The sequence below is a fragment of the Pseudomonas sp. BMW13 genome (assembly GCF_013357275.1).
GTDB lineage: Bacteria > Pseudomonadota > Gammaproteobacteria > Pseudomonadales > Pseudomonadaceae > Aquipseudomonas > Aquipseudomonas khazarica.
Window position 1 is genome coordinate 101,830 of the sequence record NZ_SUKD01000010.1, and the last position, 21,144, is coordinate 122,973.

Below are 21,144 nucleotides of genomic sequence, written 5' to 3' on the forward strand. Positions count from 1 at the left end.
ATTGGCCAGAGCATAGATCAGAGCGAGGCGGCGTGCCTAATGAAAAGGCCCGGATTACCGGGCCTCAGGAGTGTCAGGCAGCCAGCAGGCTGCGCAGCATCCAGGCGGTTTTCTCGTGCACCTGCATGCGCTGGGTCAGCAGGTCGGCGGTGGGTTCGTCGCTGACCTTGTCCAGCAGCGGGAAGATGTTGCGTGCGGTGCGTACGACTGCTTCCTGGCCCTGTACCAGCAGCTTGATCATCTCTTGCGCGCTGGGAACGCCTTCCTCTTCCTTGATCGAGGAGAGGCGGGCGTAGGCGGCATAGGTGCCAGGGGCCGGGAAGCCCAGTGCGCGAATACGCTCGGCGATCGCATCCACTGCCAGGGCCAGTTCGGTGTACTGCCCCTCGAACATCAGGTGCAGGGTGTTGAACATCGGGCCTGTGACGTTCCAGTGAAAGTTGTGGGTCTTCAGGTACAGGGTGTAGGTGTCGGCCAGCAGGCGCGAGAGGCCTTCGGCGATGGCGGCGCGATCCTGTTCAGCGATTCCGATGTTGATTTCCATGATCTTTCTCCTTATCAGGTGGGCCTGGGGAAGTCTGTTCCGCAATGTTGGGACGAGCCTAACATGCAGGATCCGAGAATAATCTTGGCTTCTGTCAATGAAAGCGATGTTTAGAAGCTATCGAGCGCGCACAGTTCATTTCTTATGACCAAATGGCCTGGTTCTGCGCCTGATGCTGTTCATTTTTGGCTCCCCTCGCCCATTCATGGGAGAGGAGCTGGGGGAGAGGGCTGAAACTGCCGCAAAACGGCCGGTTTCCCCCTCTCCCCAAAGGCGCGAGGGGGCTGATCGCGTCCGACCACTTCCCATGTGAACAGCGCTATGGCCCTGCCCCGGCGATCAGGGGTGCGCCAGGCCGGGGCGCTGTTGCAGCGTGCGATTGAACACCTCCACCCAGTGACGGCTGAACTGCTGGCCGGCGAGGTTGTTGATCTCGAGAATGGCGCGCAGTAGCGGACGCTTGCTCAGGGTCTGGTGCGCGCGTTCGTGGGTGCGTGCATCGAAGGTGTCGACGATATGCAGGATCAGTGCGCCTGGGGTGATCTCCATTTCCCGCAGCCCCTTGGGGTAGCCGCTGCCGTCCGCATGTTCCTGGTGCTGCAGAACGATCTCCATGGCCGCAGCCCAGTCGGGCATGCGCTTGAGCAGTTCGCTGGCCAGGCGCGGGTGGCCTTGCATCAGGCGCCGCTCCTCGCGGCTGAAGTGGCTTTGCTTGTGCAGCAGATCCAAGGGCAGGAAGGCCATGCCGAGGTCATGCAGGCACACGGCGGCTGCCAGTTGCTCGGGACGTTCCGCGTTGGCGCCGGCCGCGTTCATGCTGAGTGCCAGTTCGAGCAGGCGCAGGTTGCGTCCCTGCCAGTAGCTGGAACGTTGCTCGGCGGCCTCGGTGAGGGCGCAGAAGAACTGCAGGTCGGGGTGGATGGCGATGCCGTGGCGAACCAGCAGCGCTTCGGTCTGGCTGGGTTCGGCTGCCTCGGGCGCTTGCAGGCGGGTGCTCGGGTCCATGTGCAGCAACAGCTCGCGGCGCACCTCGGTCTGTTGCCCGGCGGGCGCCATGGCCAGGGCGTGCAGGGCCTGACACAGCGTATCGAGCTGGGCCGCGCTCAGGGGCGCGTCCGCTCCGCCGAGTGCCTGGTCCACCAGGGCGCGCAGGTGATCGAGGCAGAGCAGGAGGATGTCGCCCAGCAGGCTGTCGAAGCTCAGGCGCCCCGAACGCAGGGCGTCGAGCACGTCTTCCATCGCCTGCGGCAATGGCATCAGCTGGTTGAGGTCGACGTAACCGAGATTGCCCTTGAGCGTATGTATCAGGCGAAACAGCTCGCGCAGACGCTCCGTGCTCCTCGGTGCCTGCTCCAGCTCGATCAGCAGCTGCTCGCAACGCGGGAACTGCTCCGCCGCGTCGAGCCGGAAGTCTTCCAGCAGGTCGCTGGACAAATCGGTGTAGTGGGGCGTGGCCATGGCGATTCTCCACGGTGGCGGCCCCGTTCATTATAGAAGGCTCTTGCCGGGCGGCTGCGTCTCGGCGATTTACGCTATATAATCCCGCTCTTTATCGAAGCGCGGCGTGGACGTTCGCCGCGATGTGGCTCCTGCCCAAGGCGTTGGGGGCTGCCTGACCTATCCCAGACCTTAGAGAAGCGAAACACGATCATGATGCGCAGCCACTATTGCGGCCAGTTGAACGAGAGCCTGGATGGCCAGGAAATCACCCTTTGCGGCTGGGTACACCGTCGTCGCGACCATGGCGGGGTGATCTTCCTCGATATCCGTGACCGTGAAGGCCTGGCCCAGGTGGTGTTCGATCCGGATCGTGCCGAGACCTTCGCCAAGGCCGACCGCGTGCGCAGCGAATACGTGGTGAAGATCACCGGCAAGGTGCGTCTGCGTCCGGAAGGCGCGCGCAACGCCAACATGGCCAGTGGCGCCATCGAGGTGCTGGGTTACGAGCTGGAGGTCCTCAACGAAGCGGAAACCCCGCCGTTCCCGCTCAACGAGTACACCGACGTGGGCGAGGAAACCCGCCTGCGCTACCGCTTCATCGACCTGCGTCGTCCGGAAATGGCCGAGAAGCTCAAGCTGCGTTCGCGCATCACCTCGAGCATCCGTCGTTACCTCGATGACAACGGCTTCCTCGACGTGGAAACGCCGATCCTGACCCGCGCCACGCCGGAAGGCGCTCGCGACTACCTGGTGCCGAGCCGCACCCACGCCGGCAGCTTCTTCGCCCTGCCGCAGTCGCCGCAGCTGTTCAAGCAGCTGCTGATGGTCGCTGGCTTCGACCGTTACTACCAGATCGCCAAGTGCTTCCGCGACGAAGACCTGCGTGCCGACCGTCAGCCGGAATTCACCCAGATCGACATCGAGACCAGCTTCCTCGATGAAAAAGACATCATGGACATCACCGAGACCATGGTGCGCAACCTGTTCAAGGAAGTGCTGAACGTCGAGTTCGACACGCTGCCGCACATGACCCTGGCCGAGGCCATGCGTCGCTTCGGCTCGGACAAGCCGGACCTGCGCATCCCGATGGAGCTGGTGGATGTCGAGGACCAGCTCAAGGACGTCGAATTCAAGGTCTTCGCCGGCCCGGCCAACGATCCGAAGTGCCGCGTCACCGCGCTGCGCGTACCGGGCGGGGCGAGCATGCCGCGCAAGCAGATCGACGACTACACCAAGTTCGTCGGCATCTACGGCGCCAAGGGCCTGGCCTACATCAAGGTCAACGAGCGTGCCGCGGGTGTCGAAGGTCTGCAGTCGCCGATCGTCAAGAACATCCCGCTGGACAACATCAACGTGATCCTCGATCGCGTCGGTGCCGTCGACGGCGATATCGTGTTCTTCGGCGCCGACAAGGCCAAGATCGTCTCCGAGGCACTGGGCGCGCTGCGCATCAAGCTGGGGCACGACCTGAACCTGCTGACCTGCGAGTGGGCGCCGCTGTGGGTCGTCGACTTCCCGATGTTCGAGGAAAACGACGATGGCAGCCTGACCGCCATGCACCACCCGTTCACCTCGCCCAAGTGCAGCCCGGAAGAGCTCAAGGCCAACCCGGGCGCCGCGCTGTCGCGCGCCTATGACATGGTGCTCAACGGTACCGAGCTGGGTGGCGGTTCGATCCGTATCCACGACAAGAAGATGCAGCAGGCCGTCTTCGAGGTGCTGGGCATCAGCGAAGCGGAGCAGGAAGAGAAGTTCGGCTTCCTCCTCGATGCGCTGAAGTTCGGCGCGCCGCCCCACGGTGGCCTGGCCTTCGGCCTGGATCGCCTGGTGATGCTGATGACCGGTGCACAGTCGATCCGCGAAGTGATCGCCTTCCCGAAAACCCAGAGCGCGGCCTGCGTCATGACCCAGGCGCCGGGGCTGGTGGACGCCAAGTCGCTGCGCGAGCTACACATCCGCCTGCGCGAGCAACCCAAAGCCGAGTGATAACCTGCTGCGCTTGGTCATGCTGCGTTGGAAAGAGGTTCGAAATGCTCATTTGCTTCAGCAAACTGCGCTTTCTCACCTCTTCCCGCCTTGCCTGACCTGCGCTCGCGACGGCTCTCATCTCGGCTTGTGCCGGTTGTAGTTTGTTTTGAAAAAGATGGAGTGAGTTATGGCTGGTCATTCCAAATGGGCCAACATCAAGCACCGCAAGGGGCGTCAGGACGCCAAGCGCGGCAAGATCTTCACCAAGCTGATTCGCGAGCTGACCGTGGCCGCCAAGCACGGTGGCCCGATTCCTGCCGATAACCCGCGTCTGCGCCTGGCCGTGGACAAGGCGCTGACCAACAACATGTCGCGTGATGTCATCGACCGTGCCATCGCCCGTGGTGCCGGCAACAACGAAGCCGACAACGTCGTCGAGTTCAGCTACGAGGGCTACGCGCCCAGTGGCGTGGCGATCATCGTCGAGGTGATGACCGACAACCGCAACCGGACCGCCGCTGAAGTCCGTCATGCCTTCAGCAAGTGCGGTGGCAACCTCGGCACCGACGGGTCCGTGGCCTACATGTTCGAGCGCAAGGGCCAGATCAGCTTCGCTGCGGGTGTGGACGAGGATGAACTGATGGAAGCCGCGCTCGAGGCCGGCGCCGATGACGTGGAAATGGGCGAGGAGGGCGCCGCGCTGGTGTCGACCAGCTTCAGCGAGTTCCATGCCGTGATCGAGGCGCTGGCGGCGGCGGGCTTCAAGGGTGAAGAGGCGGAAATCGCCATGATTCCCTCGATCAGCGCGCCGATCGATGACCTGGAGACCGCGCAGAAGGTCTTCAAGCTGATCGACATGCTCGAAGACCTGGACGACGTGCAGAACGTCTACCACAACGCCGAGGTCGCGGACGAGATCATGGAGCAGCTTGGCTGAGCTGCCCGTTCGTGCTGGTCAGAAAGCCGGAAGCGTGCACAGCGTTTCCGGCTTTTTTGTCGGGCCATCGGCTTTTCACGGGGCCGGCGGATGACGGCGCCGGGGTCGCGTCGTATACTCGCGAACTGGATAAATAGACAGTTGCTGACATGACCCTGATCCTTGGCATCGACCCCGGCTCGCGCATCACCGGCTATGGCGTGATACGCGACACCGGACGGGGATGCGAATACGTGGCTTCCGGCTGCATCCGTACCGGCAACGGGGCGCTGGCCGAGCGCCTGCAGATCGTCTTTCGTGGCGTCAGCGAGGTCATCGCCACCTACGGGCCCATGACCATGGGCATCGAGCAGGTGTTCATGGCGCGTAACGCCGACTCGGCGCTCAAACTCGGTCAGGCGCGCGGTGCGGCCATCGTCGCGGCCGCCGAAGCGGGGCTGGAGATCAGCGAGTACACCGCCACCCAGGTCAAGCAGGCCGTGGTCGGCAGCGGGGCTGCCGACAAGCAGCAGGTGCAGATGATGGTCATGCACCTGCTCAAACTGGTGCAGAAACCGCAGATCGACGCCTCCGATGCCCTGGGCATTGCCTTGTGCCATGCCCACCACCGGCAAAGTCTCATTCCCCATGGGCTGGCCAGCGCCAAGCGGCGCGGCGGTCGTCTTCGTTTATAACCTGTTAAGGAATCTCTGGTGATCGGACGTTTGCGCGGCACCCTGGCGGAGAAACAGCCGCCGCATTTGCTTCTGGATGTGAATGGCGTCGGTTACGAACTGGAAGTACCGATGACGACCCTTTATCGTCTGCCGGCGCAGGGTGAGACGGTGACCCTGCACACGCATCTGATGGTGCGTGAGGATGCGCATCTGCTCTACGGTTTCTATGAAAAGCGTGATCGCGAGCTGTTCCGCGAGTTGATTCGCCTCAATGGCGTCGGCCCCAAGCTGGCGCTGGCGCTGATGTCGGGGCTGGAGGTCGACGAGTTGGTGCGCTGTGTGCAAGCGCAGGACACGGCGGCGTTGACCAAGGTTCCCGGCGTTGGCAAGAAGACTGCCGAGCGCCTGCTGGTGGAGCTCAAGGATCGCTTCAAGGCCTGGGAGTCGATCCCTGCCATTGCGCCCCTGGTGGTGGAACCTCAACTGGCCCAGGCAGTCTCAAGCGCGGAGAACGATGCGGTCAGCGCGCTGATTTCCCTCGGTTACAAGCCGCAGGAAGCCAGTCGAGCGGTTGCCGCCGTCAAGGAGGATGGCATGAGCAGCGAAGATTTGATCCGACGCGCACTGCGCGGCATGGCGTAGGCTGGATGACGCCGTTTTCATCCACCGGTTTTCCGGTGGAAAACGCTGCACCGCAATTCAATGGACTCTTAGTGGAACACCTCGATGATCGAAGCCGATCGCCTGATCACCTCCAGCCCGCGCGAGCGTGAAGAGCAGCAGGACCGCGCCATTCGGCCGCTGCGCCTGGCCGACTACACCGGGCAGCCCGTCGTGCGCGAGCAGATGGCCTTGTTCATCCAGGCCGCGCGGGGGCGGGCGGAAGCGCTCGACCATACCCTGATCTTCGGTCCGCCCGGCCTGGGCAAGACCACCCTGGCCAACATCATCGCTCAGGAGATGGGCAGTTCGATCAAGAGCACCTCGGGCCCGGTGCTGGAGCGTCCGGGTGATCTGGCGGCGCTGCTGACCAACCTGGAAAGCGGCGATGTGCTGTTCATCGACGAGATTCACCGTCTTTCACCGGTGGTCGAGGAAGTGCTGTATCCGGCCATGGAGGATTTCCAGCTCGACATCATGATCGGCGAGGGCCCGGCCGCACGTTCGATCAAGCTGGATCTGCCACCGTTCACCCTGGTCGGCGCCACGACCCGTGCCGGCATGCTGACCAACCCGTTGCGTGACCGCTTCGGTATCGTCCAGCGCCTGGAGTTCTACGGCGTCGACGACCTGGCCACCATCGTCTCGCGCTCCGCCGGTATCCTGGGGCTGCCCATCGAAGCCAAGGGTGCCTACGAGATCGCCCGCCGCGCGCGGGGCACGCCTCGCATCGCCAACCGCCTGCTGCGCCGGGTGCGTGACTTCGCCGAAGTGCGCGGCTCCGGGCAGATCTCCCAGCTGATCGCCGACCAGGCGCTGAACCTGCTGGATGTCGACGAACGTGGCTTCGATCACTCCGACCGTCGCCTGCTGCTGGCGATGATCGAGAAGTTCGACGGCGGCCCGGTCGGGCTAGACAGCCTGGCGGCAGCCATCGGCGAGGAACGCCACACCATCGAGGATGTGCTCGAGCCCTATCTCATCCAGCAGGGCTACATGATGCGTACCCCGCGCGGGCGTGTGGTGACACGGCATGCCTACCAGCACTTCGGTCTCAACACTTCGTCACGCCAGGCCGAGCCGCCTGCCACCGACCTGTTCGCGGCGGACGACGAATGACGAAAAAATTGTTACCAGGCCGGATTGGCAAGCGAAAGGCCGAGGAATAGAGTATGCGCGCGCCAAACGGAGTGCAGCCGTTCAGCCACCGCTGTCGGGTCTATTACGAAGACACCGACGCCGGCGGTATCGTCTACTACGTCAACTACCTCAAATTCATGGAGCGGGCTCGCACCGAGCGCCTGCGTGAGCTGGGTTATGCCCAGTCGACGCTGGCCGGTGAGGGCCTGTTGTTCGTCGTGCATTCGGCCGAGGCGCGTTACCACGCCCCGGCCCGACTGGATGACGAGCTGCTGATCAGCGCCGATGTGATCGAATTGAACCGTGCCAGCCTGCGTTTTCGTCAACAGGTCAGGCGGGCTGCGGATGATGCGCTGCTCTGCGAAGGGCAGTTTCTGGTGGCCTGTGTGCGCGCCGACAACTTGAAACCCCGGGCCATCCCCGAAACCCTGCGACACGCGTTCGCCGGGACGCAGGCGCGGACTTAAATTGCAGCAGGAGAGTAAGCGTGGAAGCTAACGCCGTTGACCATATGTCGATGTGGAGTCTGATCAGCAATGCCAGCCTGGTGGTCCAGCTGGTGATGCTTACCCTGGTGGCCGCCTCGGTCATTTCCTGGGTCATGATCTTCCAGCGCAGCAGTGCCCTGCGTGCCGCCAAGCGTGCGCTGGACAACTTCGAGGATCGCTTCTGGTCCGGCATCGACCTGTCCAAGCTCTATCGCCAGGCGGGCAGCAATCCGGACCCGGACTCGGGCCTGGAGCAGATCTTCCGCGCCGGCTTCAAGGAGTTCTCGCGCCTGCGTCAGCAGCAGGGTGTCGACCCGGACGCCGTGATGGATGGCGTTTCGCGCGCCATGCGCGTGGCCATCTCGCGTGAGGAGGAGAAGCTGGAAACCGCGCTGCCGTTCCTCGCCACCGTCGGTTCCACCAGCCCCTACATCGGCCTGTTCGGTACCGTATGGGGCATCATGAACTCCTTCCGTGGCCTGGCCCAGGTGCAGCAGGCCACCCTGGCCACCGTCGCTCCGGGTATCGCCGAGGCACTGATCGCCACGGCCATCGGCCTGTTCGCCGCGATCCCTGCGGTCATCGCCTACAACCGTTTCTCGGCGCGCGGCGAGATGCTGATCGGCCGCTACTACACCTTCGCCGACGAGTTCCAGGCCATCCTGCACCGCAAAGTGCACACCTCGGAAGACTAAGGGCAGGTTTCAGCCATGGCGAGAATTCGCAACAGACGCAAACCGGTCGCCGAGATGAACGTGGTGCCCTACATCGACGTGATGTTGGTGCTGCTGGTCATCTTCATGGTGACTGCACCGATGCTCAACCAGGGTGTCAAGGTCGACCTGCCGAAGGTCAGCAGCGAAGTGCTGCCGCAGGACAACGACGCCCAGGTGCTGACCATCTCCATCAAGGCCGACAAGACCTACTACTGGAACATGGGTAGCGAAGTGGACGTCGACACCGAGCAGGAGCGCGCCTCCACGCTCGAGCAGATGACCCAGGCCGTCACGGCGATCATTGCCGAGAACCGTCGCCAGGGTAAGCAGGTGCAGGTCTTCGTGCGCGGTGACAAGGCGGTGGACTACGGCACCGTGATGGCGGCCATGGGCGGTCTGCAACAGGCCGACGTCGGTAACGTCGGATTGATTACCGAGGCCCCCTGATGCAGCAAACCGAGCGTTCGCAATCGGAAAGCTACTTCTGGCCCATCGTCTGGGCCGTGGGTCTGCACGTCCTGATGTTCGCCATGCTGTTCGTCAGCTTCGCCTTCAGCCCGGAGCTGCCGCCGGCGCGTCCGGTGGTGCAGGCTACGCTGTATCAGCTGAAGTCGCAGAGCCAGGCCACCACCCAGACCACGCAGAAGGTGGCGGGCGAGGCGCAGAAGACCTCGGCGCCGCAGTTCGAGACGGAGCGTCTGGAGCAGAAGAAAGCCGAGGAGCAGAAAGTCGCCGCAGCCAAGAAGGCTGAGGAACAAAAGCAGGCCGAGCAGGCCAAAGCTGAGGCGGCCAAGGCCGAAGCTGCGAAGAAGGCCGAGGCCGAGAAAGCCGCCGAGCAGAAGCGCCAGGCGGATATCGCCAAGAAACGCGCCGAGGAAGAAGCGAAGAAGAAGGCGGCTGAAGAGGCCAAGAAAAAAGCGGCAGAGGAGGCCAAGAAGAAGGCCGCTGCTGCCGAGGCAGCGAAGAAGAAGGCAGCCGAGGACGCGAAGAAGAAAGCGGCCGAGGATGCCAAGCGCAAGGCTGCCGAGGAGCAGAAGGCAGCGGCGCTGGCCGAGCTGCTTTCCGACAACGTGCAGAACCAGCAGGCGCTGGCCGAAACCCATGGTGACCAGGTCGCGGGCAACCTCGACGATCTGATCATCAAGCTGATTACCGAGAACTGGCAGCGTCCGATGTCGGCGCGTCGCGGTATGAGTGTCGAACTGCTGATCCAGATGCTGCCCGATGGCACCGTCACCAATGCCAGCGTATCGCGCTCCAGCGGCGATGCCGCCTTCGACAGTTCGGCGGTGGCCGCCGTGCGTAACGTTGGTCGTATTCCCGAGATGCAACAATTGGATCGCGCTACCTTCGATCGTCTGTACAGGCAGCGCCGCGTCATTTTCAAACCGGAGGATTGAGCTCTGTGAATACCCTGATTCGTATCGCCCTGCTGGGGCTGGTCATGCTGGCCGGCAGCGTCCAGGCAGCCGACCCGCTGGTGATCTCGCATGGCGCCGACCGCGCCACGCCGATCGCCGTCGTCCCGTTCGGTTGGCAGGGCGGCAACGTGCTGCCCCAGGACATGGCCGAGATCATCGGCAACGACCTGCGCAACTCCGGTTACTTCGAGCCGATTCCGCGGCAGAACATGATCAGCCTGCCGACCCAGGCCAGTGAAGTCATCTACCGCGACTGGAAGGCCCTCGGCGCGCAGTACGTGCTGGTCGGCAACATCGTGCCCAACGGTGGACGCCTGCAGGTGCAGTACGCGCTGTTCAACGTCAACACCGAACAACAGGTGGTGACCGGTAACGTCGGCGGTGGTACCGATCAACTGCGCGACATGGCGCACTACATCGCCGACCAGTCGTTCGAGAAGCTCACCGGCGTCAAGGGTGCGTTCTCGACCCGCCTGCTCTACGTCACTGCCGAGCGCATGGGCACCAACAACACCCGCTACACCCTGCAGCGCTCCGACTATGACGGTGCGCGCGCGGTGACCCTGCTGCAATCGCGTGAGCCGATCCTGTCGCCGTCCTTCGCCCCCGACGGTCGTCGTATCGCCTATGTGTCGTTCGAACAGCGTCGTCCGCGCATCTTCGTGCAGCACATCGATACCGGTCGCCGCGAGCAGATCACCAACTTCGAAGGCCTCAATGGTGCTCCGGCCTGGTCGCCGGACGGTGCGCGCCTGGCGTTCGTGCTGTCCAAGGATGGCAACCCGGAAATCTACGTGATGGACATGGGTAGCCGGCAGATTCGCCGCGTGACGAATCATTATGCCATCGATACCGAACCTTTCTGGGGCAAGGACGGTCAGACCCTGTACTTCACCTCGGATCGTGCGGGTAAGCCGCAGATCTATAAAACCAACATCAATTCCGGTGCGGTAGAACGAGTCACCTTCGTCGGTAACTACAACGCCAACCCGAAATTGTCGGCTGACGAGAAGACGCTGGTTATGATTCATCGCCAAGACGGTTTCACCGTGTTCAAGGTCGCCGCCCAGGACCTTGAAACCAACCGTCTGCGCATACTCTCCGACACAAGTTTGGATGAGTCGCCCACTGTTGCGCCAAATGGCGCCATGCTAATCTACGCCACCCGCCAGCAGGGCCGGGGAGTCTTGATGTTGGCGTCCACCAATGGACGCGTGAGGCTCCCTCTTCCTACCGCTCAAGGCGAAGTTCGAGAGCCTTCTTGGTCCCCTTACCTGAACTGATGCGGCGCTTCACCAATCTTGCTTAACACAACTGGGGTTCATTAGGAGTTACATGATGGAAATGCTGAAATTCGGTAAGTTCGCTGCGCTGTCCCTGGCTCTCGCCGTTGCTGTAGGTTGCTCCTCCAAAGGCGGTGACGCTGCTGGCGAAGGCGCAGTAGACCCGAACGCCGGCTACGGCGCCAACACCGGTGCTGTCGACGGCAGCCTGAGCGAAGAAGCGGCCCTGCGCGCTATCACCACCTTCTACTTCGAGTACGACAGCTCCGACCTGAAAGCCGAAGCCATGCGCGCTCTGGACGTACACGCCAAGGACCTGAAAGCCAACGGCAACCGCGTCGTTCTGGAAGGCCACGCTGACGAGCGCGGTACCCGCGAGTACAACATGGCTCTGGGCGAGCGTCGCGCCAAGGCCGTTCAGCGCTACCTGGTTCTGCAGGGCGTTTCCCCGGCTCAGCTGGAGCTGGTTTCCTACGGTGAAGAGCGTCCGGTTGCCACTGGCAACGACGAGCAATCCTGGGCTCAGAACCGTCGCGTAGAGCTGCGCAAGTAATTTGCCATGCTTAAGTGCCGCCGTACTCTGACCGTTCTGACGCTCGCCTTGCCACTCGTGGCAATGGCGGAAGTTCCCGTGCTGGAAAGCAGCTCCATGCAAGGCAGCAGCTATCCTCCGGCGGGTTATGGTACGGCCGGCGCCTCCGCCGGTACCGGGGCAGGTGCCCAGGTATCGGCGCAGGGCATGCTGTTCAATCAGCTGCAGCAGATGCAGCAGGAGATCGCCCAGCTGCGTGGCATGCTGGAAGAACAGCAGAATGAAATCCAGCGCCTCAAACGGGAAGGCCTGGAGCGTTACCAGGATCTGGATCAACGCCTTTCCTCCGGCGCCGCTGCCGGTGGTACTCCCGCACAGAATTCTGCCGATGGCGCGGTGAACGCCAACGACACCCCGACGCCGCCTGCCGCTCAGCAGCAGGGCAGCGCCGAGGCGGCCGATCCGGCCAAGGAAAAGCTCTACTACGACGCCGCCTTCGACCTGATCAAGGCCAAGGACTTCGACAAGGCGTCGCAGGCATTCACTGCGTTCCTCAATCGTTACCCCAACAGCCAGTACGCCGGCAACGCGCAGTACTGGCTGGGTGAAGTGAACCTGGCCAAGGGTGACCTGCAGGCTGCCGGCAAGGCCTTCGCCAAGGTCAGCCAGGCCTACCCCAGCCATTCCAAGGTGCCGGATTCGCTGTTCAAGCTGGCCGATGTCGAGCGTCGCCTGGGTAACAACGACAAGGCGCGGGGCATTCTCCAGCAGGTGATCGCCCAGTATCCGGGCAGCTCTGCCGCACAACTGGCGCAGCGCGACCTGCAGCGTCTGTAAGGTGCACCATCGCTTGGCCAGGAACCCGCGCTTGTCGCGGGTTTTGCTTATCTGCGCGAGCGACTTCCTTTAGAATGCGCGGCGCGTCGCGCGCGGGGTTTCAGCTCGGCTGATGTTCCTGCGCTGGCGCCATTGCCGGATCGGGCTTTACTGCCTGTATCCATCGTCTTTCCCGCAACGGAGGCGGATGGCCTGTTTCGTCATCACGCCCGTGGCTATTTATGCAAGCAACCCTGCGCATCACCGAGATTTTCTACTCGCTGCAGGGCGAGACGCGTACCGCCGGCCTGCCGACGGTATTCGTACGCCTGACCGGCTGCCCCCTGCGCTGTCAGTACTGCGACACCGCCTATGCCTTCAGTGGCGGCGAAGTCGTCAGCCTGGACAGCATCCTCGCCCAGGTCGCGGCCTACAAACCGCGTTATGTCTGCGTCACCGGAGGTGAACCGCTGGCCCAGCCCAACTGCCTGCCGCTGCTGCAGCAACTCTGTGACGCCGGCTACGAGGTGTCGCTGGAGACCAGCGGCGCGCTCGATGTCTCGGCCGTCGATCCACGGGTGAGCAAGGTGCTCGACCTGAAGACCCCGGGTTCGGCCGAGGTGCAGCGCAATCGCTACGAGAACATCGAATGGCTGACGCGCAACGATCAGGTCAAGTTCGTCATCTGCTCGCGCGAGGACTACGACTGGGCGGTATCCAGGCTGATCCAGCACGACCTGGCGGCGCGTGCCGGCGAGGTGCTGTTCTCGCCCAGCCACAAGCAGGTCGATGCGCGTGCGCTGGCTGACTGGATAGTGACGGACAACCTGCCGGTACGCCTGCAGCTGCAGCTGCACAAGATTCTCTGGAACGACGAGCCGGGACATTGAGCATGAGTGACAAGAACGCGGTAATTCTTCTCTCCGGCGGCCTGGATTCGGCCACGGTGGTGGCCATGGCCAAGGCCGAGGGCTACAGCTGCTACAGCATGAGTTTCGACTATGGGCAACGCCATCGCGCCGAGCTGCAGGCGGCCGAGCGCGTGGCGCAGCAGCTCGGCGTCGTCGAGCACAAGGTCATCGGCCTCAATCTCAACGGCATCGGCGGTTCGGCCCTGACGGACAGCAGCATCGCCGTGCCCGAATCACCGACCGAGGGCATCCCGGCGACCTACGTGCCGGCGCGCAACACGGTGTTCCTGGCGCTCGCCCTGGGCTGGGCCGAGGTGCTCGGAGCACGCGACATCTTCATCGGCGTCAACGCCGTGGACTATTCCGGCTATCCCGATTGCCGGCCCGAGTTCGTCGAGGCCTTCGAGCGCATGGCCAACCTGGCCACCAAGGCCGGCGTAGAGGGGCAGGGCTTCAGCATTCGCGCTCCGCTGCAGCAGATGAGCAAGGGCGAAATCATCCAGGCCGGCATGCGCCTGGGTGTGGATTATGCGCTGACCGTGTCCTGTTACCAGGCCGATGACGACGGCCGCGCCTGCGGCAAGTGCGACAGCTGCCGGCTGCGTGCGGCCGGTTTCGTTGCGGCCGGTGTGCCCGACGCTACCCGCTATTTCTGAAAAATTTTTCGCAGAGTGTTGATTTCCTGAATTAAATCAGTATCATGCGCCTCGCGTTGGGTCGTTAGCTCAGTTGGTAGAGCAGTTGGCTTTTAACCAATTGGTCGTAGGTTCGAATCCTACACGACCCACCAAATCGCAAAAGCCAGTCGCAAGACTGGCTTTTTTTTGCCCTGAAAAAGCCCCCGGCCAGGTCCGTGTCCTGAGTGTGGCAGTAGCTGCGCAGAGCAGGGTGTATACTCGCGGCTCGCGTACGAGCGCCACAGGTTTGAGATATGTCGCAGATTTCCGAACGCCTTCTGGTTCAGGCCCACCTCGATGCCAAGCAGCCCAAGCCGCTGACGGCCGAAGAGGAGGCCTTCTATCGCCGTGAGATCGCCGCCGAGCTGAAGAAGCAGAACGCCGTACTGGTGGCGCACTACTACTGCGACCCGGTGATCCAGGCGCTGGCTGAGGAGACCGGTGGCTGCGTCTCCGACTCGCTGGAGATGGCCCGTTTCGGCAATCAGCATCCGGCGCAGACCGTGGTGGTGGCCGGGGTCAAGTTCATGGGCGAGACGGCGAAGATCCTCAATCCGGAAAAACGCGTGCTGATGCCGACGCTGGAGGCGACCTGCTCGCTCGACCTGGGTTGCCCGGTAGACGAGTTCAGCGCGTTCTGCGACCAGCACCCGGAGCGCACCGTGGTGGTCTACGCCAACACGTCGGCGGCGGTGAAGGCGCGTGCCGACTGGGTGGTGACCTCCAGCTGCGCGCTGGAAATCGTCGAGAGCCTGATGGACAACGGCGAGACCATCATCTGGGCGCCGGACAAGCACCTGGGCAACTACATCCAGCGCGAAACCGGCGCCGACATGCTGCTCTGGGACGGTGCCTGTATCGTCCACGAGGAATTCAAGTCCAAGCAGTTGCTGGACATGAAGGCGCTGTACCCGGATGCCGCCATCCTGGTGCACCCCGAATCGCCGCAGAACGTGGTCGAGCTGGCCGATGCGGTGGGTTCCACCAGTCAGCTGATCAAGGCCGCGCAGACCCTGCCGAACTCCACTTTCATCGTCGCCACCGACCGTGGCATCTTCTACAAGATGCAGCAGCTGTGCCCCGACAAGACCTTCATCGAGGCGCCCACGGCCGGCAATGGCGCGGCCTGCCGCAGCTGCGCGCATTGTCCGTGGATGGCGATGAACACCCTGGAGCGTGTGCTGACCGGGCTGCGCGAAGGCTCCGGGGAGATTCAGGTCGACCCGGCGCTGATTCCCAAGGCGATCAAGCCGCTCAAGCGCATGCTCGATTTCACCCAGGCGGCGCGCATGAAGGTGGCAGGCAACGCCTGAGCCTGTGCTGCCAACGAAAAAGCCCAGCCAGTGCTGGGCTTTTTGCTGTGTGTCACCCGGATTGCATCCGCGCTACGGGCGTGATGCCCAGTTCGCCGGCTCGTTGACGAAGTCCAGCAGCGCACGCAAGCGGCCGTAGTCCCGGCCGTTGAAGGCGAAGGCCAGACGAGTCAGGTGGCAGAGTTCCGGCTCGTCGCGCTCCTGCTCGCAGTACGGCTGCTGGACGAAGCCGCCTTCCTTGTACAGCCCGGCGAAACTGTCGTGCAGCTGCGCCAGTGCCGCGTCACTCAGCGGGTGGTTGAGGCGAATCACGAAGCGCTCCTTCAGCCAGCGGCTGGAGTGGAAGTTGCGGTAGAACCGCGCGATCTCATCCACCGCTTCCTCGGCGCTGTGGACTAGGTGCAGCAGGTTCAGATCCGTGGGCAGGATGTAGCCGTTGCCTTCGAGCTGGCGGCGAATGAAGCCCAGCGCGTCTTTCCAGTAGCTGCCCCCCGGCTGGTCGAGCAGCACCACGGGGACCAGTGGGCTCTTGCCGGTCTGGATCAGCGTCAGCACTTCCAGGGCTTCGTCGAGCGTGCCGAAGCCGCCCGGGCAGAGGACCAGGCCGTCCGCCTCCTTGACGAAGAACAGCTTGCGCAGGAAGAAGAAGTGGAACGACAGCAACTGGTGGCTGCCGCGCACCGTGGCATTGGCCGTCTGCTCGAAGGGCAGGGTGATGTTGAAGCCCAGGCTGTTCTCGCTACCGGCACCTTCGTGTGCCGCCGCCATGATGCCGCCACCTGCGCCGGTGATCACCATCAGGTCGCGTCGCGCCAGCAAGGCGCCCAGTTCGCGAGCCTGCTGATACAGCGGATGATCGGCAGGGGTGCGTGCCGAGCCGAATACCGTGACCTTGCGGCGCCTCTTCAGTTGCTCCAGCACGCCGAAGGCATGCTCCATCTCGCGCAGCGTCTGCAGCATGATCTTGGCATCCCAGCGGTTGCGGTCCGCCTGGGCCATGTGGATCACGGTGGTGAACATCTCCCGGTACAGCGGCAGGTTGGGGCTGTTGCCTGGCGCGGCTAGTGCCACCAGTTCGTCGACCCTGCTGCTCAGGTCGACTTCGCTGGTCTGGACGTGACGCGACAGATAGTCATCCGGTTCATAAGGCATGCAGGTTCTCCTCTGGTCCGGCGGGTTCCCGGTTCACATGCCCACAGCTTGCCACAGCCACGTTGGCGTTTCGCTGTCGGTGCTACAGGGCGATCTGCTCGCCGGGTTCGGGAATGTTGGCGATCCAGTTCAGCCGTTCGCGCAGGGCTTGCTGCAGCGCCTGCATCTTCTCCAGTTCACCGTGCACCAGGTACAGCTCCGGGTGGTGCTCGAACTGGCTGGCCCAGTCGAGCAGCTGCGACTGACCGGCGTGGGCGGAGAAGCCGCCGAGGGTATGTACTTTGGCTTTCACCGCGATGCGCTGGTGCAGCACCTTGACCGTCTCGGCGCCCTCCACGATCAGGCGGCCGAGCGTGCCCTTGGCCTGGAAGCCGGGGAAGATCAGGTGACAGTTCTCGCGCCAGAGGTTGTGCTTGAAGTGATGGACGATGCGCCCGCCATTGCACATGCCGGCACCGGCGATGATGATCGCGCCGCTCTTGATCCGGTTGATCGCCATCGATTCCTCGGCCGTTGGCGTGCAGCGCAGCACGGGCAGCCAGTCCTCGATGCGTTTCACCCCCTTGGCCGCCAGTGCCGCCCGGTCCGGGGCGGCGAACTGGTCGTGGAAGCGGCTGTAGATGGCGTTGGCGCGAATGGCCATGGGGCTGTCGAGGAACACCGCCTGCTGCGGCAGGCGGCCTTCCTGGTAGAAGCGCCCGAGGTAGTAGATCAGGTCCTGGGTGCGGCCGACCGCGAACGACGGAATCAGGACGTTGCCCCCTTCGTTGTGTGCCTGCTGCAGGATCGCGGCCAGCTCTTCCAGGGTGTCCTCGCTGCAGCGGTGGTCACGGTCGCCGTAGGTCGACTCCATCAGCAACACGTCCGCCCGGTTCAGGTGCGCAGGTGCCTGCATCAGCGGCGAGCAGGTGTTGCCCAGGTCGCCGGAGAACACCAGGTGGCGCTGCAGGTGATGATCCTCCACCTGCATCTCGACGATCGCCGAGCCGAGAATGTGGCCGGCATTGTGAAAGGTCACCGTTATGCCCTTGGCGACCTCGACCGCTTCGCCGTAGGCATGCGGTCGCCGCTGGCTGAGCGCCTGCTCCGCGTTGGCCTGGGTGTACAGCGGTTGAACGGCAGGCTTGCCCTGGCGCGCCCGCCAGCGGTTTTCCCACTCGGCGTCCTTTTCCTGGAGGAAGGCGGCGTCCAGCAGCATCAGCTCGAGCAGCTCGCAGCTGGCTTCGGTGGCGTGGATCGGGCCGCGGTAACCCTCCGCCACCAGGCGCGGAAGCAGGCCGCTGTGATCGAGGTGGGCGTGGGAGATGACCACGGCATCCAGGCTGCTCGGGTCGAACGGAAAGCGGCTGTGGTTCTGTTCCTGCTCCTGGCGGCGGCCCTGATGCATGCCGCATTCGAGCAGCACCCTGACGCCGTCGCGGCTTTCCACGAGGTAGCAGGAGCCGGTGACTTGCTGGATCGCGCCGATGAAGGTGAGCAGGGCCATGGTTCTATCCTTGTCGTGGTGATGGCTCGAGTCTGCCGGCTCTGCGCGTGGTGAGGGTTGACGCAGATCAGCCGACGTCCGGGCGTGCAGCGCTACCTTCACTCAGCATAGTCATCCCGCAGCGCTGCCGTTCGTCCGAGTGGCCGGGCTGCGTTCGGTCGTCTGATTTACTTGTTGGATGCGGGGCCGATTCATCTGTGCGGCTGCTGCGCAGCGACGCCCGCGCCGGGTGCGGGCAACTCCGCCCGGCGTGTCCTGGCGACTACAGGCGCGCCATCTGCAAGCGACCAGGGCAGGGAAGGGGAACCTCGCTGCCGGCGTCGAGTCTGCTGTGAGGTGAACAGGAAGGGAGGGGCAGGTATGCCCAGTTTGATTCTGCAGGTCGAGGCGGAGCTCTACGACATGCTGCAGCAGGCAGCACGCACCAACCAACTGAGCCTAGAAGACGAATGCTTGCGGCGCCTGGAGGGCGGTGTGCGTCGCTCGCGCTACATGGAGGCACTGCTCGCCGAGCTGCGCGCGGATGACGCGCAGCGCCGAGCGGAGAGGGGCTGAGCGAGGCGTTCGCTCAGATACCGCAGTCGCTCTTGTCGAAGACCTCGACGGTCACAGGGCGGTTGCTGCGGTATTCGCTGAACTGGTAGCGCAGCTGCGCGCCATCGGCCAGCAGCTTGCGATAGCCCGGGTTGCGGCAGACGCTCGCCGCCAGTTGCGAGCGAACGGTGTCCGGGTTGCCACGCATCTGCGCGGCATGCGCCGGACGCACGCTGAGATGGTTGATCAGCGTGTGCCCTTCCACCGTATAGCCCTGGTCGAGAATGTCCTCGTTGATCGCGCGTGGCGTGCCTTCGCTGCTCTGTCGGGCGACCTGTTCCAGTGTCCGAGTCAATTCCATTTCCTTCAGCGAAGCGGCCTGGGCGGTCGGCAGCATCAGGCTGAGCGCGAGAGCGGGAAGGATGTAACGCAACATGGGGTGTGACTCCTGAAAGCATGGACGAGGGTTGGACAGGGCCCCCGCACGAATGTTCGCGAAATGGCCACTGGCCTCTTTGCCAGCGGTGTTACCGACGGCCACATGCTGGCCAAACGCTGTCTTCCGCCATCACGACCAAAGGCCGGGGATCATCGGCCAAACCTGCACGTCTCAACCTTGAGCCGCGTTGCAGTCGGACGCCGCCTGCGCAGACCTGCCTGAAGTCTGTCGCGAATGAGGCGTTGGCTGCTGGGTGTTCAAGCAGCGTGCAGGAGAATAACAATGACAAGACTCTATCGGCGTTGGCCATCGCATGTGATGGTCGGCAGTCTACTGGTTTCGCCCGTTACGCAGGTACAGGCATCCGGTTATCACTTTGGTTCGCAGTCGGTGGCGGCGCAGGGTTCCGCGCATGCCAATGGCGCCGAGGCGGCCGATCCTTCGACCATTTTCTACAACCCGGCGGGCCTGACCCGACTCAAGGGTACGCAGGTGACGTCCGGCCTGACCATCCTGCTGCCCGATGGTGACTACGAGGACAAGGGCAGCACGGACGTGTTCGGCAATCCGCTATCGGGGGATGCGGGCGAGTTTCTCCCGGAGGCTGCCGCCGCGCCCAATTTCTACATCTCTCATGAGATCAATGACCGGGTCACGATCGGCCTGGGCATCTTCACGCCGTTCGGCGCCAAGCTGGACTACAAGGAGGACTGGGCCGGGCGCTACGCCATCCAGTCGGCCAGTCTGGAAACGGTGACGTTCAACCCGAGCATCGGCTTTCGCTTCAACGAGCATCACAGCATCGGCTTCGGCGTGTCGGCGCAGTACATCAAGTCGATCCAGCGCGGTGCGGCGGACGTCAAGGGGGCGTCGAGGCAACTGGCGGGGCAGTTCGTCGACGCCAACTACCAGGACACCCGTAATGCCGCCAGCCCCATTCTGGGGCCTATAGTCGGAGGCATCGCCGGTGTTCCCGTCCCCGAGGAAATCCGCTCGTGCAACGGCGTGGCCGACCGGGATGGCTTCGTCGACTGCGTGGCCGGCAACTTCGCCGACAACGTCCAGGGCGATGGCTACTTTCGCGTCAAGGGCGACGACTGGGGCTTCGGCTGGAACATCGGCTACCTGTGGGAGCCCACCGAGTCGACGCGCTTCGGGGTGTCCTATCGCTCCAACATCAAGCACACCCTGGAAGGTGAGACCAAATGGAGTTTTGCCGATGTGCAAGGGGGCGTTCCCTCCCCGGATACGTCGCTGGCAGGTGGATTCACTATCCCCATCTTCAACATCTACGTTCCGCCTGCAGAGGCGCTTCAGCAGCTGTTCGACGAAGGCAACTGGGTGAATGCGGGCGACTTCGCGGAGACGAGGCTGCACCCGAATTCCAGGGCCAAGACCAGGATCGATACTCCGGAAATGCTCTCCTTCAATGTCTTTCATCAGCTCAACGCCAGGGTGGCGTTGATGGCGGACCTGACCTTCACCCGTCATTCGCGACTGGACGAGGTGCGCATCGGCATCGAGCAGGTGGCCGGCTATCCCTATTTCAATGGCGTCACCGAGGGGGATCTGAACGTCGAGCAGGACTGGAAGGACACCTACAAGATCTCTCTGGGCATGAACTATCAGTACAGCGACGACCTGCTCCTGCGTAGCGGGGTCGCTTACGACCGTTCGCCCGTCAACTCGCCGCAGCTGCGCCACCCGGCGTTCCCCGATGCGGATCGCTACTGGCTGTCGCTTGGTGCCAACTACAAGATGACCCCCGATACCTCGGTGGACCTGGCCTACAGCTACGTGCAGTTCTCCAGCGGCAAGATGGATTACCAGGACGGCTGCTCCCCGGCCGGCTGGGCACCGGGGGGCGGAGGCCTGTATCAGGACAGCGGAGTGCGCTGCACCGGCAACGGCGGCAACTTCCGTGGCGAGTATGAAACGCGCATCCACTTCATCGGCCTGGCGTTGAACCACCGCTTCTGAGGCGCCTGGGCGGCGGATGGGGGTGCTAGACTTGCGCCCCCTTTCGCCGTT

The 21,144-nt window shown here is 63.4% G+C and carries 22 protein-coding genes and 1 tRNA gene; 18 read left to right on the forward strand and 5 right to left on the reverse strand.

Annotation, left to right across the window (positions count from 1 at the left end):
- Positions 1-73: 73 nt before the first annotated feature.
- Together E4487_RS08595 and E4487_RS08600 are read right to left on the reverse strand one after the other, a co-directional pair.
- A complete protein-coding gene (locus tag E4487_RS08595) occupies positions 74-544 on the reverse strand; it encodes a Dps family protein (RefSeq protein WP_037047267.1) in 471 nt (156 codons plus the stop codon).
- Positions 545-883: 339 nt separating this feature from the next.
- The gene (locus E4487_RS08600) at positions 884-2,002 is read right to left on the reverse strand and encodes an HD domain-containing phosphohydrolase (protein WP_175253141.1); all 1,119 of its coding nucleotides are present in this window, start codon (positions 2,000-2,002) and stop codon (positions 884-886) included.
- Positions 2,003-2,194: 192 nt separating this feature from the next.
- Here E4487_RS08600 and aspS point away from each other — a divergent pair, with 192 nt between their 5' ends.
- From aspS to nadA, 16 genes are all read left to right on the forward strand, one after another.
- On the forward strand, positions 2,195-3,970 hold the full coding sequence (gene aspS / locus E4487_RS08605; RefSeq protein ID WP_175253142.1) for an aspartate--tRNA ligase: 1,776 nt from the start codon (positions 2,195-2,197) through the stop codon (positions 3,968-3,970).
- A 169-nt stretch (positions 3,971-4,139) separates the two neighbouring features.
- A complete protein-coding gene (locus E4487_RS08610) occupies positions 4,140-4,889 on the forward strand; it encodes a YebC/PmpR family DNA-binding transcriptional regulator (protein WP_047592698.1) in 750 nt (249 codons plus the stop codon).
- A 149-nt stretch (positions 4,890-5,038) separates the two neighbouring features.
- Positions 5,039-5,563: a crossover junction endodeoxyribonuclease RuvC gene (gene ruvC, locus E4487_RS08615; RefSeq protein WP_175253143.1), complete on the forward strand. Its 525-nt coding sequence runs from the start codon at positions 5,039-5,041 to the stop codon at positions 5,561-5,563.
- Between the two features lie 18 nt (positions 5,564-5,581).
- The gene (gene ruvA, locus E4487_RS08620) at positions 5,582-6,187 is read left to right on the forward strand and encodes a Holliday junction branch migration protein RuvA (protein WP_175253144.1); all 606 of its coding nucleotides are present in this window, start codon (positions 5,582-5,584) and stop codon (positions 6,185-6,187) included.
- Between the two features lie 84 nt (positions 6,188-6,271).
- Positions 6,272-7,324, forward strand: coding sequence for a Holliday junction branch migration DNA helicase RuvB (gene ruvB / locus E4487_RS08625; protein WP_175253145.1), 1,053 nt, complete (start codon positions 6,272-6,274; stop codon positions 7,322-7,324).
- Positions 7,325-7,377: 53 nt separating this feature from the next.
- On the forward strand, positions 7,378-7,812 hold the full coding sequence (gene ybgC / locus E4487_RS08630; RefSeq protein WP_037047284.1) for a tol-pal system-associated acyl-CoA thioesterase: 435 nt from the start codon (positions 7,378-7,380) through the stop codon (positions 7,810-7,812).
- Positions 7,813-7,832: 20 nt separating this feature from the next.
- Entirely contained in the window at positions 7,833-8,528 is a 696-nt protein-coding gene (gene tolQ / locus E4487_RS08635; RefSeq protein ID WP_037047286.1) for a protein TolQ, read from the forward strand.
- Between the two features lie 15 nt (positions 8,529-8,543).
- Complete coding sequence (tolR, locus tag E4487_RS08640) at positions 8,544-8,996, forward strand: protein TolR (RefSeq protein WP_037047288.1); 453 nt, start codon at positions 8,544-8,546, stop codon at positions 8,994-8,996.
- Positions 8,996-9,949: a cell envelope integrity protein TolA gene (gene tolA, locus E4487_RS08645; protein WP_134677355.1), complete on the forward strand. Its 954-nt coding sequence runs from the start codon at positions 8,996-8,998 to the stop codon at positions 9,947-9,949. The genes tolR and tolA overlap by 1 nt, the downstream gene beginning before the upstream one ends.
- 5 nt (positions 9,950-9,954) lie before the next feature.
- Positions 9,955-11,253, forward strand: coding sequence for a Tol-Pal system beta propeller repeat protein TolB (tolB, locus tag E4487_RS08650; protein WP_150608567.1), 1,299 nt, complete (start codon positions 9,955-9,957; stop codon positions 11,251-11,253).
- Between the two features lie 55 nt (positions 11,254-11,308).
- The gene (gene pal / locus E4487_RS08655; protein WP_037047296.1) at positions 11,309-11,806 is read left to right on the forward strand and encodes a peptidoglycan-associated lipoprotein Pal; all 498 of its coding nucleotides are present in this window, start codon (positions 11,309-11,311) and stop codon (positions 11,804-11,806) included.
- 6 nt (positions 11,807-11,812) lie between these two features.
- Positions 11,813-12,622 (forward strand): tol-pal system protein YbgF, encoded by an 810-nt coding sequence (gene ybgF / locus E4487_RS08660; protein ID WP_134677357.1) that lies wholly within the window; start codon positions 11,813-11,815, stop codon positions 12,620-12,622.
- 221 nt (positions 12,623-12,843) lie between these two features.
- Complete coding sequence (gene queE / locus E4487_RS08665) at positions 12,844-13,491, forward strand: 7-carboxy-7-deazaguanine synthase QueE (RefSeq protein ID WP_037047300.1); 648 nt, start codon at positions 12,844-12,846, stop codon at positions 13,489-13,491.
- Positions 13,492-13,493: 2 nt separating this feature from the next.
- Positions 13,494-14,168 (forward strand): 7-cyano-7-deazaguanine synthase QueC, encoded by a 675-nt coding sequence (gene queC, locus E4487_RS08670; protein ID WP_037047302.1) that lies wholly within the window; start codon positions 13,494-13,496, stop codon positions 14,166-14,168.
- A gap of 58 nt (positions 14,169-14,226) precedes the next feature.
- A tRNA-Lys gene (locus E4487_RS08675) sits at positions 14,227-14,302 on the forward strand.
- Positions 14,303-14,443: 141 nt separating this feature from the next.
- Positions 14,444-15,502 (forward strand): quinolinate synthase NadA, encoded by a 1,059-nt coding sequence (gene nadA, locus E4487_RS08680; RefSeq protein ID WP_037047304.1) that lies wholly within the window; start codon positions 14,444-14,446, stop codon positions 15,500-15,502.
- A gap of 72 nt (positions 15,503-15,574) precedes the next feature.
- Here nadA and E4487_RS08685 read toward each other — a convergent pair whose 3' ends face one another.
- Complete coding sequence (locus E4487_RS08685) at positions 15,575-16,654, reverse strand: LOG family protein (RefSeq protein WP_037047305.1); 1,080 nt, start codon at positions 16,652-16,654, stop codon at positions 15,575-15,577.
- Positions 16,655-16,736: 82 nt separating this feature from the next.
- Positions 16,737-18,140: an MBL fold metallo-hydrolase RNA specificity domain-containing protein gene (locus tag E4487_RS08690; protein WP_175253146.1), complete on the reverse strand. Its 1,404-nt coding sequence runs from the start codon at positions 18,138-18,140 to the stop codon at positions 16,737-16,739.
- A 360-nt stretch (positions 18,141-18,500) separates the two neighbouring features.
- Here E4487_RS08690 and E4487_RS08695 point away from each other — a divergent pair, with 360 nt between their 5' ends.
- On the forward strand, positions 18,501-18,695 hold the full coding sequence (locus E4487_RS08695) for a hypothetical protein (protein ID WP_037047308.1): 195 nt from the start codon (positions 18,501-18,503) through the stop codon (positions 18,693-18,695).
- A gap of 13 nt (positions 18,696-18,708) precedes the next feature.
- Here E4487_RS08695 and E4487_RS08700 read toward each other — a convergent pair whose 3' ends face one another.
- A complete protein-coding gene (locus E4487_RS08700) occupies positions 18,709-19,110 on the reverse strand; it encodes a quorum-sensing-regulated virulence factor family protein (RefSeq protein WP_037047310.1) in 402 nt (133 codons plus the stop codon).
- A 285-nt stretch (positions 19,111-19,395) separates the two neighbouring features.
- Between E4487_RS08700 and E4487_RS08705 the strand changes: the two genes are divergently transcribed.
- Complete coding sequence (locus E4487_RS08705; protein WP_175253147.1) at positions 19,396-21,093, forward strand: OmpP1/FadL family transporter; 1,698 nt, start codon at positions 19,396-19,398, stop codon at positions 21,091-21,093.
- Positions 21,094-21,144: the final 51 nt, after the last annotated feature.

What these genes read in the sequence shown, in the direction of transcription:
- E4487_RS08600 (WP_175253141.1), bottom strand. Translation starts at nt 2,002, where the DNA reads ATGGCCACGCCCCACTACACCGATTTGTCCAGCGACCTGCTGGAAGAC.
- ruvC (WP_175253143.1), top strand. Translation starts at nt 5,039, where the DNA reads ATGACCCTGATCCTTGGCATCGACCCCGGCTCGCGCATCACCGGCTAT.
- pal (WP_037047296.1), top strand. Translation starts at nt 11,309, where the DNA reads ATGGAAATGCTGAAATTCGGTAAGTTCGCTGCGCTGTCCCTGGCTCTC.
- ybgF (WP_134677357.1), top strand. Translation starts at nt 11,813, where the DNA reads ATGCTTAAGTGCCGCCGTACTCTGACCGTTCTGACGCTCGCCTTGCCA.
- E4487_RS08685 (WP_037047305.1), bottom strand. Translation starts at nt 16,654, where the DNA reads ATGCCTTATGAACCGGATGACTATCTGTCGCGTCACGTCCAGACCAGC.
- ruvB (WP_175253145.1), top strand. Translation starts at nt 6,272, where the DNA reads ATGATCGAAGCCGATCGCCTGATCACCTCCAGCCCGCGCGAGCGTGAA.
- E4487_RS08695 (WP_037047308.1), top strand. Translation starts at nt 18,501, where the DNA reads ATGCCCAGTTTGATTCTGCAGGTCGAGGCGGAGCTCTACGACATGCTG.
- nadA (WP_037047304.1), top strand. Translation starts at nt 14,444, where the DNA reads ATGTCGCAGATTTCCGAACGCCTTCTGGTTCAGGCCCACCTCGATGCC.
- tolA (WP_134677355.1), top strand. Translation starts at nt 8,996, where the DNA reads ATGCAGCAAACCGAGCGTTCGCAATCGGAAAGCTACTTCTGGCCCATC.
- queE (WP_037047300.1), top strand. Translation starts at nt 12,844, where the DNA reads ATGCAAGCAACCCTGCGCATCACCGAGATTTTCTACTCGCTGCAGGGC.
- tolR (WP_037047288.1), top strand. Translation starts at nt 8,544, where the DNA reads ATGGCGAGAATTCGCAACAGACGCAAACCGGTCGCCGAGATGAACGTG.
- E4487_RS08595 (WP_037047267.1), bottom strand. Translation starts at nt 544, where the DNA reads ATGGAAATCAACATCGGAATCGCTGAACAGGATCGCGCCGCCATCGCC.
- E4487_RS08705 (WP_175253147.1), top strand. Translation starts at nt 19,396, where the DNA reads ATGACAAGACTCTATCGGCGTTGGCCATCGCATGTGATGGTCGGCAGT.
- ybgC (WP_037047284.1), top strand. Translation starts at nt 7,378, where the DNA reads ATGCGCGCGCCAAACGGAGTGCAGCCGTTCAGCCACCGCTGTCGGGTC.
- queC (WP_037047302.1), top strand. Translation starts at nt 13,494, where the DNA reads ATGAGTGACAAGAACGCGGTAATTCTTCTCTCCGGCGGCCTGGATTCG.
- E4487_RS08610 (WP_047592698.1), top strand. Translation starts at nt 4,140, where the DNA reads ATGGCTGGTCATTCCAAATGGGCCAACATCAAGCACCGCAAGGGGCGT.
- aspS (WP_175253142.1), top strand. Translation starts at nt 2,195, where the DNA reads ATGATGCGCAGCCACTATTGCGGCCAGTTGAACGAGAGCCTGGATGGC.
- E4487_RS08690 (WP_175253146.1), bottom strand. Translation starts at nt 18,140, where the DNA reads ATGGCCCTGCTCACCTTCATCGGCGCGATCCAGCAAGTCACCGGCTCC.
- E4487_RS08700 (WP_037047310.1), bottom strand. Translation starts at nt 19,110, where the DNA reads ATGTTGCGTTACATCCTTCCCGCTCTCGCGCTCAGCCTGATGCTGCCG.